The sequence below is a fragment of the Kitasatospora sp. NPDC052896 genome (assembly GCF_044547075.1).
Classification (GTDB): Bacteria; Actinomycetota; Actinomycetes; order Streptomycetales; family Streptomycetaceae; genus Kitasatospora.
The window spans coordinates 507,140-521,445 of the sequence record NZ_JBITZU010000002.1 but is presented as its reverse complement, the minus strand read 5'-3'; the positions used below and the strand labels follow the sequence as shown (position 1 = coordinate 521,445).

The 14,306-nt window shown below is 73.4% G+C and carries 13 protein-coding genes, 1 tRNA gene and 1 pseudogene; 6 read left to right on the top strand and 9 right to left on the bottom strand.

The genetic code is table 11. The annotated features are described in order from the left end of the window. Nucleotides 1-199: 199 nt before the first annotated feature. From ACIGXM_RS08450 to ACIGXM_RS08440, 3 genes are all read right to left on the bottom strand, one after another. Entirely contained in the window at nucleotides 200-967 is a 768-nt protein-coding gene (locus ACIGXM_RS08450) for a polyprenol monophosphomannose synthase (RefSeq protein WP_396558197.1), read from the bottom strand. Nucleotides 968-1,240: 273 nt separating this feature from the next. Next, nucleotides 1,241-1,363, bottom strand: coding sequence for a hypothetical protein (locus ACIGXM_RS08445; RefSeq protein ID WP_396558195.1), 123 nt, complete (start codon nucleotides 1,361-1,363; stop codon nucleotides 1,241-1,243). 40 nt (nucleotides 1,364-1,403) lie between these two features. Next, nucleotides 1,404-2,279: a formyltransferase family protein gene (locus ACIGXM_RS08440; protein ID WP_396558193.1), complete on the bottom strand. Its 876-nt coding sequence runs from the start codon at nucleotides 2,277-2,279 to the stop codon at nucleotides 1,404-1,406. A gap of 328 nt (nucleotides 2,280-2,607) precedes the next feature. Here ACIGXM_RS08440 and ACIGXM_RS08435 point away from each other — a divergent pair, with 328 nt between their 5' ends. Continuing rightward, entirely contained in the window at nucleotides 2,608-3,111 is a 504-nt protein-coding gene (locus ACIGXM_RS08435) for a cupin domain-containing protein (RefSeq protein ID WP_396558191.1), read from the top strand. 57 nt (nucleotides 3,112-3,168) lie between these two features. Here the strand turns inward: ACIGXM_RS08435 and ACIGXM_RS08430 are convergent, their stop codons facing one another. Next, entirely contained in the window at nucleotides 3,169-4,872 is a 1,704-nt protein-coding gene (locus ACIGXM_RS08430) for a chloride channel protein (protein WP_396558189.1), read from the bottom strand. Continuing rightward, complete coding sequence (locus ACIGXM_RS08425; RefSeq protein WP_396558187.1) at nucleotides 4,869-5,366, bottom strand: MarR family winged helix-turn-helix transcriptional regulator; 498 nt, start codon at nucleotides 5,364-5,366, stop codon at nucleotides 4,869-4,871. The genes ACIGXM_RS08430 and ACIGXM_RS08425 overlap by 4 nt, the downstream gene beginning before the upstream one ends. Before the next feature lie 149 nt (nucleotides 5,367-5,515). On the opposite strand from ACIGXM_RS08425, the gene ACIGXM_RS08420 reads away from it, so the two are divergent. From ACIGXM_RS08420 to ACIGXM_RS08410, 3 genes are all read left to right on the top strand, one after another. After that, nucleotides 5,516-5,716: a hypothetical protein gene (locus tag ACIGXM_RS08420; protein WP_396558185.1), complete on the top strand. Its 201-nt coding sequence runs from the start codon at nucleotides 5,516-5,518 to the stop codon at nucleotides 5,714-5,716. A gap of 322 nt (nucleotides 5,717-6,038) precedes the next feature. Further along, a tRNA-Arg gene (locus ACIGXM_RS08415) sits at nucleotides 6,039-6,111 on the top strand. A gap of 130 nt (nucleotides 6,112-6,241) precedes the next feature. Then, nucleotides 6,242-7,486, top strand: coding sequence for an aromatic acid exporter family protein (locus ACIGXM_RS08410; protein WP_396558183.1), 1,245 nt, complete (start codon nucleotides 6,242-6,244; stop codon nucleotides 7,484-7,486). Nucleotides 7,487-7,490: 4 nt separating this feature from the next. Here ACIGXM_RS08410 and ACIGXM_RS08405 read toward each other — a convergent pair whose 3' ends face one another. Both ACIGXM_RS08405 and ACIGXM_RS08400 read right to left on the bottom strand, forming a co-directional pair. Then, complete coding sequence (locus ACIGXM_RS08405) at nucleotides 7,491-7,910, bottom strand: molybdopterin-binding protein (RefSeq protein WP_396558181.1); 420 nt, start codon at nucleotides 7,908-7,910, stop codon at nucleotides 7,491-7,493. A gap of 141 nt (nucleotides 7,911-8,051) precedes the next feature. Continuing rightward, nucleotides 8,052-8,855 (bottom strand): annotated as a pseudogene (locus ACIGXM_RS08400) (xanthine dehydrogenase family protein molybdopterin-binding subunit); the annotation flags it as partial. 306 nt (nucleotides 8,856-9,161) lie between these two features. Between ACIGXM_RS08400 and ACIGXM_RS08395 the strand changes: the two are divergent. Next, nucleotides 9,162-9,326, top strand: a complete 165-nt coding sequence (locus ACIGXM_RS08395; RefSeq protein ID WP_396558378.1) for a helix-turn-helix domain-containing protein — start codon at nucleotides 9,162-9,164, stop codon at nucleotides 9,324-9,326. A 24-nt stretch (nucleotides 9,327-9,350) separates the two neighbouring features. On the opposite strand, the gene murJ is transcribed toward ACIGXM_RS08395, so the two are convergent. Next, entirely contained in the window at nucleotides 9,351-11,537 is a 2,187-nt protein-coding gene (murJ, locus tag ACIGXM_RS08390) for a murein biosynthesis integral membrane protein MurJ (protein WP_396558179.1), read from the bottom strand. A gap of 407 nt (nucleotides 11,538-11,944) precedes the next feature. Continuing rightward, the gene (locus ACIGXM_RS08385; RefSeq protein ID WP_396558177.1) at nucleotides 11,945-12,757 is read right to left on the bottom strand and encodes a phosphatase PAP2 family protein; all 813 of its coding nucleotides are present in this window, start codon (nucleotides 12,755-12,757) and stop codon (nucleotides 11,945-11,947) included. A gap of 376 nt (nucleotides 12,758-13,133) precedes the next feature. Here ACIGXM_RS08385 and ACIGXM_RS08380 point away from each other — a divergent pair, with 376 nt between their 5' ends. Next, the gene (locus ACIGXM_RS08380) at nucleotides 13,134-14,120 is read left to right on the top strand and encodes a sigma-70 family RNA polymerase sigma factor (protein WP_396558175.1); all 987 of its coding nucleotides are present in this window, start codon (nucleotides 13,134-13,136) and stop codon (nucleotides 14,118-14,120) included. Nucleotides 14,121-14,306 lie beyond the last annotated feature (186 nt).

The following is a 14,306-nucleotide window of genomic DNA, read 5'->3' as shown; positions in this document are numbered from 1 at the left end:
GGGGGGCCGCGGGGGGGGGCGCGGGGTCGTGGACCACCGCGGCGCCCCGCCCCCCCCCGGGGGCCCGGCCCCCCCCCCCCCCCCCCCCCCCCCCCGACAACCCCCCCCCCCCCCCCCCCCCCCCCCCCCCCCCCCCCCCCCCCCCGCGCGCCCCCCCCCCCCCGGCGGCCCCCCCCCCCCCCCCCCGTCCGGGAGCGGGTTACCGCTTCTTCTTCCCGGTGAGCTTCTCCATCCGGGCCGACAGGCCCCAGGCGGTGACCCGGGCCAGCGCCTCGAAGACGATGTTGCGGCTCATCTTGGAAGCGCCGTGCTCGCGCTCGACGAAGGTGATCGGGACCTCGGCGACCTTGAAACCGGCCCGCACCGTGCGCCAGGCCAGGTCGACCTGGAAGCAGTAGCCGGCCGAGGCGACCTCGTCCATGCCCAGGCCCAGCAGGGTCTCCTTGCGGAACGCGCGGTAGCCGCCGGTGACGTCCCGGATCGGCACGCCGAGCATCAGGCGCGAGTAGGTGGAGCCGCCGCGGGAGAGCAGCAGGCGCGACTTCGGCCAGTTCACCACCTTGCCGCCGGGCACCCAGCGGGAGCCGAGCACCAGGTCGGCGCCGCGCAGCGCGGTCAGCAGCCGGTAGAGCTCCTCGGGCTGGTGGGAGCCGTCCGCGTCCATCTCGACCAGCACGTCGTAGCCGTTGTCGATGCCCCAGCGGAAGCCGGCCAGGTAGGCCGCGCCGAGGCCCTCCTTGCCCTTGCGGTGCATGACGTGGACGTGGCCGTCGCGCTCGGCGATCTTGTCGGCCATCTCGCCGGTGCCGTCGGGGCTGTTGTCATCGGCGACGAGGACGTGCACCTCGGGGACGGCGGTCCGGACCCGCGAGACGATCCTCTCGACGTTCTCGGCCTCGTTGTAGGTCGGGATGATGACCAGCACCTTGCCGAGGTCGGCGAAGGAGTGCTCCTGGGGCGCAGTCACGTACGAGCCTTTCGGGTTGCGCCGCGTCCCCCTGGACACGGCATCGCATCTCATCTCTCGCCACCGGTCCTGTGCACCGGGGGCGACACCGTCAGCCCACGATCATGTTGGCCGGTCGGAGTGAAGACCGCTCGCAGGGACCCCGGTCAGGTCCGCCGGGACGTACTGGTACGGCTCATCACCAAGGCCGATGGTAGCGACCCGAGGACCCCCGCCGTTAGCCGGGCACCGGAGGGGTACCGGGCGGCCACGGTGCGCGACGGCCGCCCGCGGTCAGCCCTCGGCGCGGGCGGCGGCGGGCGGGTCGGCGGTGGCGAGGTCGTCGGCCAACGAGTCCTTGAGGCGTTCCAGCAGGAGGACGAAGTTGTCCAGGTCAGTGGTGATCGTTTCGCTCATGCCGGGACGCTAGCGAGCGCCGATCAACATCCGATAAGTGTCAGCCGAGTGCCTCGGTGGCGGTCGCCGGGGCGGCCGGGCCGTAGCCGCTCGGGGTGGCGTGCGGCTCGGGGTCGGGGGAGGCGAACGGGCGCAGGAAGTCGGCGTAGTCCGAGGGGTCGACCAGCCGCCAGCCACGCTCCGAGAAGTCGGCCAGCTCGACGTCCCCCGGTAGCCCCTGGAGGTGCCGCGGGCCGTACTGCGGCCGGACCGGCAGCAGCTCGCCCGCGGCCATCCGGCCCAGGCACTCCAGCAGCGCCTGCACCCCCAGCGGGTAGGCGTGCACCACGTGCCAGGCGAGCGAGTGCCGCTGGTCCACCGGGAGCCGGGGCATGGCCAGCAGCGGGCCGCTGTCCACCCGCTCGCCGTCCACCAGGTGCACCGGGCAGCCGAGCGAGGAGGCCCCCTCCAGCAGCGCCCGGAACGGCCCGAACGGCCCCGCGTGGCGCGGCAGTTCGCCCGCGTGCAGCTGGACCGTGCCGAGTTGGGGCACCCGCAGCGCCGGAGCCCGGAACGGGTGGCCGAAGCGGATCGCGACCACCAGGTCGGGGTGGAACGACTCCAGCAGGCCCAGCCCGTCGCCGGCGTTGATCTGCCGGACCGGGTGCAGCGGGAACCCGTGCCGGCGGCTGAGGTGGTGGAAGGTGAGCGTGCGCCCGCTCGGCTCCGGTGCGCGGTCCAGGGCGGGGAAGAGCACCTCGTTCGGCACGTCCCGCTCGAAGGCCCGCAGGCGGGCGAGCGGTCCGTGCGCGGTCTCCGGCGGTGGGGCGAGGTGCGAGAGCAGCACCTGCACGTGGTGGCCCGAGAGGGCCGGCACCAGGCGGTTGAGGGCCAGGCAGGCGGGCAGGTCCTGGCTGGCGCAGACGGTTATCCGCATCGGGGGCTCCCTCGGTGCTCCGGGGCGACGACCTCCTCCCCACCTTCCGTGGACGGATCGCCGGGGCGCCGCCGGGATACCGCCGAACGAGTGAAGGTCGATCCATGGGTTACCGGCGGGTTCGGACCTTCGCACAGCTCCGTCCGGAGTGCTCGACACGCCGTGCCGGCGGGGAAGCGCGAACGCTCGCCCGGGAGTCGCCCGATCGGCGCGGGTTCCGTCCGAGGGTCCAGACTTGCCCTGCCCACGGCGAGCCTGGCGTGCGGACGACGGTGCCCCGGACGGCGCCGGACCGGGCGACCGGATGATGTCGGAAAGGACCCAGACGATGCCCCCCACCAACACGCCGCGCCTGCTGGCGGACCTGAGCGAGTGCGTCGCCGAGGCCGGCCCGGAGCGGCGCGGCGCACTGTGGAGACTCACCGAGCCGGCCCGGCAGCTCGACGCCAACCTGATCCGCCTGCCGGCCGGCGCCGTCGTGGCCGAGCACCGGGAGAACGACCTGGACGTGCTCCTGCTCGTCGTGGCGGGCGACGGGACCCTGCTCGACGGTGCGCGGACGGTGCCGCTCGGGGCCGGCGCCCTGGCCTGGCTGCCCCGTGCCGCCCGGCGCGGCCTGCGCGCCGGGCCCGACGGGCTGGTCTACCTCACCGTCCACCGGCGGCGTCCCGGCCTGGCCGTTCGGGGCACCGGACGGGTCGCGCCCGTGGACGACCAGGGCGGTGAGGCCGCCTGCTGGCTTCATCAGGTCTGCCCCGGGTGCGGCGCGGTGCCCGACGGTGTCGCCCCCGTGTACTGCAGCCGCTGCGGGGAGCGGTTGGCAACGGACTGACGGGCCCCGTGACGGTGCCCGACTGCGCCGGGCGGTGTCGTGCGTGGTGCCGTGCGTTCAGTGCTCCAGGACGGGTTGCTTGCCGTCCGTCGGCGTGCCGCCGGTGACCGGGGCCGGCTCGGAGGAGGCGGGCCGGGGCAGGTGCCGCTGGCGGTGGTGCTCCTCGGTGAGGTCGTGCAGGCGGGCGTGCAGCAGGTGCGGCAGCCGGATCACGCCGATGGCTCGGTCGGCCGGGTGGTGGGCGAGTACGGCGGCTTCGGTGATGCCGTGCTCGGCGAAGAGGTGGGCCACCTGGCGCAGGGTGTCGTCGGGGCGCACGAACACCGCGGGCGGCTTCCCCGCCGGCGGGGTCGACAGGTCGACCTGCCGGTCCATCACCTCCTCGACGAAGAAGGTCTCCAGCGGGTCGGTGGAGTACTCGCGGGTCAGGTGGAGGCCGCGGCGGGCGATCTTCTCGGTCAGCACCGACCTCTTGAGCAGCAGGACGGAGAGCGCGTAGGCGGCGGTGGAGGAGATCAGCAGCGGCAGCGCGGCCGGCCAGGCGTGGGTGAGTTCGAGGGTGAAGACGACGCCGGTCAGCGGGGAGCGCATCACGCCGCCGACGACGGCGGCCAGGCCCGTCATGGCCCAGAAGCCGGGCAGCACGTGCGGGAAGACCAGACCCTCGGCCGCGCCCAGCGCGCCGCCGATCATGAAGACCGGGGCGAGGACGCCCCCGGAGGTGCCCGAACCCAGCGACAGCGACCAGATCAGGGTCTTGACCACCAGGATGCCGATGATCAGCGAGGTGGTGGCGCGTCCGGTCAGCAGCTGGTCGATGACGTCGTAACCGACACCCAGTGCGCGGGGCTCGAAGAGGCCGCCGACCCCGATGATCGCGCCACCGATCGCCGGCCACCACATCCAGTGGAACGGCAGCCGGGCGAACGCGTCCTCGGCCCGGTAGACCAGCCAGGTCGCCACCACCGCGAGCCCGCCGCCGATCAGCCCCGCCGCCACGCACAGCGCGTCGGCCGCGGTCGAGACGTGCAGCCCGGCGGTCGGCACGGGGAAGACGGGCGCGGTGCCGAGCAGCGGACCCCGGCAGAGCGTGGCGACCGCGACCGCGCCCACCACCGGTACGAAGCTGCGCGGCCGCCACTCGAAGAGCAGCAGCTCCACCGCCAGCAGTACCGCGGCCATCGGCGAGTTGAACGTCGCGGCCATGCCGGCCGCCGCGCCGGAGACCAGCAGCGTCTTGCGTTCGTCCGCGCTCAGCCGCAGCGACTGCGCGAGGATCGAGCCGATCGCCCCGCCGGTCATGATGATCGGCCCCTCGGCGCCGAACGGGCCGCCGGTGCCGATGCTGATCGCGGCCGAGACCGGCTTGAGCAACGCGACCTTGGGGGCGACGCGGCTGCCGCCGGTCAGGATCGCCTCGATCGCCTCCGGCATGCCGTGACCGCGGATCTTCTCCGATCCGAAGCGGGCCATCAGGCCGATCACCAGACCGCCCGCCACCGGCGCCAGCAGGACCAGCCACCACGGATGGTGCCCGCCGGGCGCCGTCATCGTGGTGCTGACGCGCTGGAAGAAGACCAGGTTGGTGACCAGCCCGATCAGCCGCAGCAGGGCGAAGGTGGCAAGCGCCCCGGCGGCGCCGACCAGCAGCGCCCAGCCCGTGATCAGCAGCATCCGCGGGCCGACGGTGAAGTCGCCGAGATGGGCGCCGCGGTGCGGCTTCGCGCCGCCGCGCGCCGCCGGGGCGGCGATCCCGCTCACAACGGCACCGGCCCGTGCTGGACCAGCTCGTCGGCGCAGTCGATCGCCCGGTGCAGGGCCGTCAGGCCCTCGGCCGTCGCGGCCCGCTGCTCGGGGGAGAGCGTCGACAGCAGCCGGGACAGCTCGCGCCGGCGCCAGGAGAGCACGTCCTCCACCAGCCGGCGGCCGCGCTCGGTCAACTCCAGCGTGACCACGCTGCGGTGGTGCGCCTCGCCGCCGCGGACGATGTGGCCGGAGGCGTGCAGCCGATCGGCCAGCCTGGTCACGGACGACGCTCCGAGTCCGAGCGCCTGCGCGACCTGCGAGGACGGCACGCGTCCCAGGTCGCCGAGGGCGAGCAGCAGCCGGAACTGCGGCAGCGAGACCTCGCCCGCCAGGACCTCCAGGCTGCGCAGGGCCACGCCGATCAGGTCGCGGGTGGCGGTCTGGAACGCCTGGACCTCCTCATCGGTGGGACCAGAGGAAGCGCAATGGTCAGGTTGTATGTTTTCCACGCAAGAAGTCTTGCATACGACAACACTTGCCTGGAGGTAGTGTTCGTATCGCAGGACGCCGCACCGCGCCAGCCGCGCGCCGTGCGTCCTGATGCGGCTGATCGCCGTGCTCCGGTGTGCGCTGCCGTTCGAGCTCGATGGCGCGGACCATGGCGCCGAGGCGGCCGCGTTCCGGGCAGAGCGAGGGCACCGCCAGGTCGGCCAGCGGCTGGGCGCGGACCGGGCCGACGCAGACCGGGAGCACGCCCCCGCGCAGCCCGTCCAGCTTCTTCGGCTACTACGGGTTCTGCCTGCTGCTGACCTGGGCCGTCCACCTGCGGCCCGCGCCCGGGCGGTTGGCCGGGGTGTGAGGGGGCCCGAGCGGAGGGCCCGGACACCGCCACCTGACGGACGGCCAGAGGAACCGGTCCGCCCGCTCCGCCGAGGTGGCCCGAAAACCCCTGGTCAGCGCTGTGTAAGCGCGCGGACCCACCCCTCCCGCGGCCACCCGGACCTCCAGGGCGACCCGATCCGCTAGTCTGTCATCGGTCAGTCGGCTATCCCGCTGTCGGCCCGCACGGTATCTCCTCCACGAGCTGCCGAGGGTGTCGGCGCGCTGTCTGACCTGGGCGCCTGTTCACCCTCGCCGAGGACCCGCAGCCGGGTTCCCGACAGGGTTCCCGACAGGCCCCCGCCTCAGTAGCTCAGGGGATAGAGCACGGCTCTCCTAAAGCCGGTGTCGCAGGTTCGAATCCTGCCTGGGGCACAGTGAAACCGCAGGCCACAGGCCTCCGCCCAGCCGGGTCGGGGCCTGTGGCCTTTCTGTTGGGGGCGCATCCGGGTTGTCGCGGGCGGCCTCGCCGGTGTGACGGCGGCCGGGCGGGAAGAAGAGGGGGATGCCGGTACGTCGTGACGTGATCGAAGTGGTGAGGCGCCGGCTGCGGGAGCCCGTCGTCGAGCAGACGGTGCGGGCGACCGTGGCGGCGACCCTGTCGTACGTGGTGGCGCTGCAGCTCAGCGACGAGCCGGCGCCGCTGACCGCGCCGCTGACCGCCCTGCTGGTGGTGCAGGTGACGCTCTACTCCACGCTGACCACCAGCATCCGGCGGGTGAACTCGGTGGTGGTCGGGGTGCTGATCGCGATCGGGTTCAGCTCGGTGGTGGGGCTCTCCTGGTGGAGCCTCGGGCTGATCATCCTGGCCGCGCTGACGATCGGTCACTTCGTACGGGTGGACGAGTTCGTCAACGAGGTGGCGATCAGCGCGATGCTGGTGCTCGGGGTGACCAGGCTGGCCTCGCAGGCCTGGGACCGGGTGCTGGAGACGCTGATCGGGGCCGGGGTGGGCCTGCTGTTCAACTTCCTGTTCGCGCCACCGGTGTGGGTGGACACCGCGAACGAGTCGATCGAGGGCCTCGCCCGGCGGGCCCGCCACCTGCTGCTGAGCATCGCCGACGAGCTGGGCGGCCCGACCCCGGTGGAACGGGCCGCCGCCCGGCTGCACGAGGCGCGCCGGCTCGACCAGGCCGTCGCCGACGTGGACGCCGCGCTCCGGCAGGCCGAGGACAGCCTGCGGCTGAACCCGCGGATCCGCGAGGGCCTGCTCTCCCGGCTGGTGCTCCGGACCGGGCTGGACACCCTGGAGATCTGCGTCGTCGTGGTGCGGGTGCTGGCCCGTTCGCTCACCGACCTGGCCAAGCGGCGCGGGCCGGACGAACCGCTCTTCCCCGGGGACGTCTCGGTGGCGCTGGAGGAGCTGCTCGCGCACATCGGCGGGGCGATGGTGAGCTTCGCCGTGCTGGTCACCACGCAGGTGAGCCGGGACGCCCAGGGGGCCGAGGAGCGGCTGGCCGCGGAGCTGTCGGCCGCCCTCGCCAGCCGGGAGAACCTGGCCCAGCTGCTGTTGCAGAAGGTCCAGGAGTACCCCAAGGCCTGGCAGCTGCACGGCTCGCTGCTGGCCGAGCTCGACCGGATCCTGGACGAGCTGGACCTGGAGCACCGCTCCCGGCGGCTGATGGAGGAGCTGGACCGGGCCTCGGTGGCCGACCGGGAGCGGTTCTCCAGGTTCGGCCGGCTGCGCAGCCTGGCCCGGGGGGAGCGGTGGCGGCGGCGGGTGCGTCGTCCACTGCGTGCGGAGGGCTGAGGGCTCAGGCCGAGGCGAGCGACAGCTCGGTGGACTTCACCAGCGCGGTCACCGGGGAGCCGGCGGCCAGGTCGAGTTCCTCGACCGCCTCCCTGGTCACCGCCGCGGTCAGCTCGCCGTCCTCGACGGTCACCTTGACGGTGGCCATCGCGCCGCCGGTGGTGACCCGACTGACCGTGCCGGGGATCCGGTTGCGGATGCTCAGGCCGTCCACCGACCCGGTGGCCAGCGACACCTCGGTGGACTTGACCAGCAGGGTGACCGGCGCGCCCACGGTGAGCTCGAGTTCGGCGACCGCGTCGGTGGTCACCGCCGAGGTGAGCTCCCGACCGCTCGCGGTGCGGACCCGGACGGTCGCCATCACCGCCCCCTCGGTGACGGAGAGCACCGTGCCGGAGAGCTGGTTGCGCATGCTCAGGGTCATCGCCGAAACACCTCGATCTGCTCGCGGGGGCCTGCCGCACCCACCGTAGACAGCCCGCTGGAGGTGCCCGGGCCGTCCCCTCGCAGCTGCGACGAGAGCCGGCGTGCGGCACTGGCGGACGCGGTCCGGGGGCCGTGGTGATCACCCGGTCGGTCGAGCCGACCGGAGGCCGAGCCAGAGTCTGTCGCGGCCGAGCGGCGTGCTGGTGAAGCGCACGCCGGTGGTGTCCCGGACCGCGTTGAAGAGCGCGGGGGCGACCGGGTTGAACGGGCTCTCGCTCATCGACTTGGCGCCCAACGGCCCGATCGCGTCGGCGGTCTCCGTGAAGTGCACCTCGGTGCGCGGGGTGTCCGCGTAGCCGGGCAGGTGGTACCGGCGGAAGGCGGCGGTCTCCACCTCGCCCCGGCGGTCCACCCGGACCTCCTCGAAGAGGGTGGCGCCGAGCGCCTGGACGACCCCGCCCTCGACCTGGCCGCGGCACTGCATCGGGTTCATCACCCTGCCCGCGTCGGCCGCGTGCACACTGCGCAGGATCCGCAGCTCGCCGCTGTCGGGATCGACGGCGATCCGGAACCACTGGGCGTTGAACGCCACCGAGCGCGGGGTGCCGCCCCAGTGCCCGTCGGCGCCGGTGTCCCGGCCGGCCGCGACCATCGCCGCCCGCAACTCCTCGAGCGCGAGCCGCCGTTCGCCGCAGAGCACGGCGTCCTCGACCAGCCGGCAGCGCTCCACCGGGGTGCCGGTGTGCTCGGCGGCGAAGCCGAGCAGCAGCTCGGCCAGCGCGTTGCCGGCCTTCAGCACGGCCTTGCCGGCCACCACCGTGCCGGTCGAGCCGAACGCGCCGGTGTCGTGTCGGACCACGTCGGTGTCGGACTGCCGGATCGCCACCCGGTCGGGGGTGGTGCCCACCGCGCCGGCGCTGATCTGCCGGTGCACGGTGGTCGTCCAGGTCGAAGGTGTAGCGCGCGGTTCCGGTGACCACCTGCGCGCCGGGGTCGGCCCGCGCACGGCCGGCGGGGCCGGGGCACTGGCGGCCGGGCTCGGCCAGGCCCGCTACGCGCTGGACGCGGCCGCCACGGCCGGGCCACGCGGCTGCTCGGTGGGTGCCAGCGCCGAGCTGGACTCGCTGGCCGCGCTGGTCCGCGGGATCCCGGCCGAGTCGCCGCGGCCTTCCGGCACCGACTACTGGACCCGCTGGTCGAGCACGACCGGGCCACCGGCGGAGCGCTGCTGGCCACCCTGGTCAGCTTCCTGGCCCACGACTGCTCCTGGGCCCGCACCGCGCAGGCGCTGCACGTGCATGTCAACACCGTGCACTACCGGGTGCGGCGGATCGAGGAGCTGACCGCCCGCGACCTCGGCCACCTGGATGACCGGCTGGACCTGCGGGCCGCCCTGCTCTGCGCCCCGACCTGACCGGGTCGCTCCCGACCGGGAGCCTCAGCGGCGGTGCTTGCCGGCGAGGACGGCCGGCTCGGGGTAGGGGATCCGCAGCTTGCGGGCCAGCGGCGCGACCGCCGAGCCGGCGCCGAACACCCGGGCGAGCAGGAAGAGCGAGGCCAGCACGGCGACCGAGCCGACCCCGAGTGCGACCAGGTTGCCGGGGATCCCGAAACCGAGCAGGCCGTTGCACTGGGCGGCCAGCCAGTGCCCGACGAACGCGCCGGGCAGGCAGGCCAGCAGCAGGCCGAGGTGCAAGCCGAAGACCCGGCGCCCGTCCAGGCCGCTGCGCCCGGTCCGGACGATCGGGGGAGTGGTGACCGGGGTGCGCAGCACCATGGTCTCCTCGGGCGAGCCGGTGGGCGCGGGCTCCGGCGGCACGGGAGCCCCGCGGCGCAGCCGGCGGCCCAGCGCCCGGCCGGTGATCACCACGTTGACCACGCAGGCCACCGACTGTGCGAAGGCCATGCCGATCACGATCCAGCGCGGCGGCAGCGCGAAGTACGCGACGGCGGAGAGCGCCGCGTTGGTCCCGGAGCTGACCACGGTCAGCCAGAACGGCGTGCGGGCGTCGCCCAGCGCGTAGAAGCCACGCGCCAGCGCGTACTGGGCGCAGAAGGCCGGCAGGCCGATCGCGAAGGCGATCAGCAGCTGGGCGATGACCCAGGTGTCGCCGGGGGTCGCCGCGCCGTGCAGGTAGGCGAGGTTGCAGATCTGTGAGGCGAGCGCGACGAAGAGCACCGTGGCCGTCATGATCATGCCGGCCGAGTTCTTGAGCACCTGGGAGATGTCGGCGCCGATCTCCTGCAGCCGGCCCGCGGTGGCCGAGCGGGCCATCCGGGGCAGGATCGCGGTCACCAGGGAGATGGTGATCACGCCCTGCGGCATGACGAACAGGTTGTAGGCGTTGGTGTACGCGAAGTTGCCGAGGCCCGCCTTGATCCCGGCCTTCTCGGCCAGGGTGCCCGCGCCGGTGCTCAGCTGGGTGATCACGGCGAAGGCCAGCTGGGTCACCAGGACCAGCAGCAGGGCCCAGGTGGCCGAGCGCAGCGGCTTGGTGAGGCCGGCGCCGCGCCAGTCGAACCGCGGGCGCCAGCGGAAGCCGACCTTGCGCAGCGCGGGGATCAGGCCGAGGGTCTGCACCAGGATGCCCAGCGTGCTGCCCCAGCCGAGCAGCGCGACCTGGCCGCTCGTCACCCGGCCGATGTCGTGCACCCCGTGCGCGGTGGCGATGTAGAGGCCGAAGACGGCGATCGACACCACGTTGTTGAGCACCGGCGCCCACATCATCGCGCCGAAGTTGTCCCGCGCGTTCAGCACCTGCCCGAGCAGGGTGAACACGCCGTAGAAGAAGATCTGCGGCAGGCAGCAGCGGGCGAAGGCGATGGTCAGCTCGCGCTGCGGGCCCGGGAAGTGCGAGTAGAGGTCGACCACCATCGGGGCGAACAGCCAGGTGGCGGCGGTCAGGATGACCAGGGCGACGAGGCAGATGGTCAGCAGGCGGTCGGTGTAGGCCACCCCGCCGTCCTTGTGGGTCTGCGCGGCATGCACCAGCTCCGGGACGAAGACCGAGGCCAGCACGCCGCCGAGCAGCATCATGTAGACGGTGTTCGGCAGCGAGTTGGCGACGTTGAAGGAGTCGCCCAGCGGGCCGGTGGCCAGCGCGGCGACGATCATCGAGGCGCGGACGAAGCCCAGCCCGCGCGAGGCCAGCGTGCCGAGCGCCATGATCAGGCCGTTGCGGCCGTCCGAGGCGGCCTTGCCGGGCTGCTCCTGCTGCGGGGCGGGCTGCTCGGCAGGGCCGCGCTGGCTCGGCAGCTGCTCGGCCGGCGGCGCGTACGAGGAGTCGGCCGGACCGAAGCCCTGGGCCGGGATCGGGCGCAGGGCCATGGTGGGCTGGTCGTCGTGCGGCGGCCGGACGGGCTGCGCCGGCGGGGCGACCGGGGCGGGTCGCTGCTGCGGCGGGACGGGCTGGGCCTCGGCCGGCCCGTAGCCGGTGGGCGGACCGTACGAGCCGTACGGCTCCGGCGTTCCGTAGCCGCCCTGCTGGCCGTAGCCGTCCTGCTGCGGGTAGGACCCCTGCTGGTAGGCCGTCTCCTGCGGGTAGGCCCCCTGCGCTCCGGGTGACCCGTACGACTCGGGCGGGCCGTACGAACCGTACGGCTCCCCCGACGTGTGCGTGGTCATCGGACCCCCGTCGCTCGGTGCCTGGGCAGGTGCTGCTGCGGGACTGCCGCAGTGCGGGCGCGGCGGGTGGTCGGCTTGCGGACCCGCCGTGCTGGCGCGGGGTCCGGACGACCGGCGGTCGCCGTGCCGTCGTGCCCGGTTCCCCCGCTCCGGGCATGGCTATGCCCAGGCGTAGCAGTCTGCCCTACCTGGGCACTCGATGTGGAGTCCGGTGCCATGTGGCAGAGATCTCCAGCGCGCGAACCAGCCAGGTCGACCGAGGGGCAGTCAGGTGAACTTGGCCGAAATTCGCTGCCAATTGCCCGATTTACTCCGCATTTGTCCTGGCTGCGCCCGGACTGGCACGGCTGGTACTGCACTGTCCTCTTCTCTCCCGCTGGACCACCGGACCACTCGTGTGAGGTATCTCACCGCGGGTCGGAGTCACTCGCCTCGAACTCCCCGTGGAGCTTCCCGGGGGGTGGCAACTCCGGAAACGGCACTGTGGAGGCGAGGACGCTCTGCACCCGCGGTCTGGTTCGCCAGTCCACCCGGCGGACGTCGCGGGAGAGCGCGCCCGGGCGGAGCAGCTCGACGACGACGGTGGTCGAGCCGAGCACCGCGACCGCCAGGAACCAGCCGCCCAGGATGTCGCTCGGCCAGTGCACCCCCAGCGCGACCCGGGTGAAGCCGATCAGCACGGTGGCCCCGGCCGCCAGCGCGCAGGCGGCGATCCGGCCGGACCGGGGGGCCCGTGGCCAGACCAGGGCGACCAGGGCCGCGGTGGTGATCGCCGAGGCGGTCGCGTGCCCGGAGGGGAAGGCCGGGCCGGCCGCGTGCGCCACCGGGTCGGCGAAGGACGGTCGCGGCCGGGCGATCAGGGCGGCGGCGGCCCGGTGCGCGGCCCAGCCGACCACGGCCTGCGCCGCGGTCCAGCCGGCCAGGGTGCGGGCGCCGATCGCCCAGAGCCAGGCGGCGGCCAGCGCGAGCAGGATCCGCATCGCGGTCGGGCCGCCGAGGGCGGTCATGGTCAGCAGTGAGGCGGTCCAGGCGGCGTGGCCTCGGGCGACGTCGTGCAGGCCGCCGGTCCAGCCCTGGTCCAGCCGGGCCAGCGGGCCCCAGTGGTGGTCGACCAGGGTCAGCAGCAGTCCGAAGAGCAGGGCCGCGCCACCGGCGATCGCCGCGTAGCGCGGGAGTCGGACGCGCTGTGGGCGCGGACTGCTGGGACTCGTCAGGTGCATGGCTGACACCTTCCCCGCGGGGCGAGTCGTTCCGATGGGGGATGTATAGCGATTTGGCATCTCTTGCGCTTGGAGGGTCGGGGATCGATTCGGCCCGTCCCGGCGTTGGGACTCCTGACGGCGGACCCGGCGCGTGCGGTGTGCGACCCCTGTGGGTGCTCGGTCATCCGCCACGTCAGGTGCCGGATCAGTCACCGCGCGTCCATGGTCGGGGTGAAAACGGGCAGGATACTGCATCTCCCGAAGAATCTGAGCGACTTGGGAATGTTGTCCGGAATCTGCACGTTGGATCGTTACGTGCGAGACCTTCGGGTCGCACGTCAGGAGGCGTGTCGTCGCCGAGAGCCAGTTCCGGCACCATCAGCAAGGAGCAAGCATGGCCACCCGTGCCGTCGTTCGCGACAGGGCCGACCGGACTCGTACGGCCCGCCCGACCAACCTTGAGACCGACCGCGACCTGGTCGGCATGTACCTCGACGAGATCGCCAGGACGCCCCTCCTCGACGCCGCCGAGGAGGTCGAGCTGTCGCTGCGCATCGAGGCCGGCGTCTACGCCCAGCACCTGTTGGACGAGACCGAGCACGGCGGGTCCGCGCTCCCCGAGGGCGTCACGCACGAGGAGCTGGAGGCGATAGCCGCCGACGCCGAGCGCGCGAAGGACGTCTTCATCCGGTCCAACCTCCGGCTGGTGGTCGCGGTGGCCCGGCGCTACCCGCGCAGCGGCCTGCCGCTGCTCGACCTGATCCAGGAGGGCAACGCCGGCCTGGTCCGCGCGGTCGAGAAGTTCGACTACGCCAAGGGGTTCAAGTTCTCCACGTACGCGACGTGGTGGATCCGGCAGGCGATCACCCGGTCGATCGCCGACCAGTCGCGGACCATCCGACTGCCCGTCCACCTGGTCGAGGAGCTGGGCCGGATCCGGCGGGTGCAGCGCGAGAAGTCCAAGGAGCTGGGCCGGGAGGCCGAGCCGGCTGAGGTCGCCGCCGAGCTGGACACCACCGAGGCCCGGGTCAAGGACGTGCTGGACTGGGCCCGTGACCCGGTCAGCCTCAACATGGCGGTCGACGACGAGGGGGAGACCCAGTTCGGCGACCTGGTCGAGGACACCGGCGCGGTCTCGCCGGAGGACGCGGTGCTGGTCATGCTGCGCCGGGAGGAGCTGGACGACCTGATCGGCCGGCTCGACGACCGGACGGCCTCGATCATCCGCTCCCGCTACGGGATGGAGGACGGGCGCGAGCGCACCCTCACCGAGGTCGGCAAGCAGCACGGGCTGACCCGGGAGCGGATCCGGCAGATCGAGAAGCACGCGCTGGCGGAGCTGAAGAAGATCGCCGGGCACTCGGGCTTCGAAGCCGCCTGATCGCCGTCCGATCCGTCCTCCCGTCGCCGGTCGACCGTCCCCGGGGTGCGCGCCGGGGGAGTCGGCTGGGCTGACTTCTCGTCACGCCCGGTCAAGCCGTGTGAACTCTACGTTTCGTGTCCGCACCGGTGCTGTCGAATGCATTGACGGGCCACCGGGTGCGGGGCTGAAGATGAACATCCGTCT

Bases quoted from the DNA above. Each gene is read 5' to 3' on its own strand.
- ACIGXM_RS08445 (WP_396558195.1), bottom strand. From the start codon at position 1,363: ATGAGCGAAACGATCACCACTGACCTGGACAACTTCGTCCTCCTGCTG.
- ACIGXM_RS08440 (WP_396558193.1), bottom strand. From the start codon at position 2,279: ATGCGGATAACCGTCTGCGCCAGCCAGGACCTGCCCGCCTGCCTGGCC.
- ACIGXM_RS08435 (WP_396558191.1), top strand. From the start codon at position 2,608: ATGCCCCCCACCAACACGCCGCGCCTGCTGGCGGACCTGAGCGAGTGC.
- ACIGXM_RS08420 (WP_396558185.1), top strand. From the start codon at position 5,516: ATGGCGCCGAGGCGGCCGCGTTCCGGGCAGAGCGAGGGCACCGCCAGG.
- ACIGXM_RS08410 (WP_396558183.1), top strand. From the start codon at position 6,242: ATGCCGGTACGTCGTGACGTGATCGAAGTGGTGAGGCGCCGGCTGCGG.
- ACIGXM_RS08405 (WP_396558181.1), bottom strand. From the start codon at position 7,910: ATGACCCTGAGCATGCGCAACCAGCTCTCCGGCACGGTGCTCTCCGTC.
- murJ (WP_396558179.1), bottom strand. From the start codon at position 11,537: ATGACCACGCACACGTCGGGGGAGCCGTACGGTTCGTACGGCCCGCCC.
- ACIGXM_RS08385 (WP_396558177.1), bottom strand. From the start codon at position 12,757: ATGCACCTGACGAGTCCCAGCAGTCCGCGCCCACAGCGCGTCCGACTC.
- ACIGXM_RS08380 (WP_396558175.1), top strand. From the start codon at position 13,134: ATGGCCACCCGTGCCGTCGTTCGCGACAGGGCCGACCGGACTCGTACG.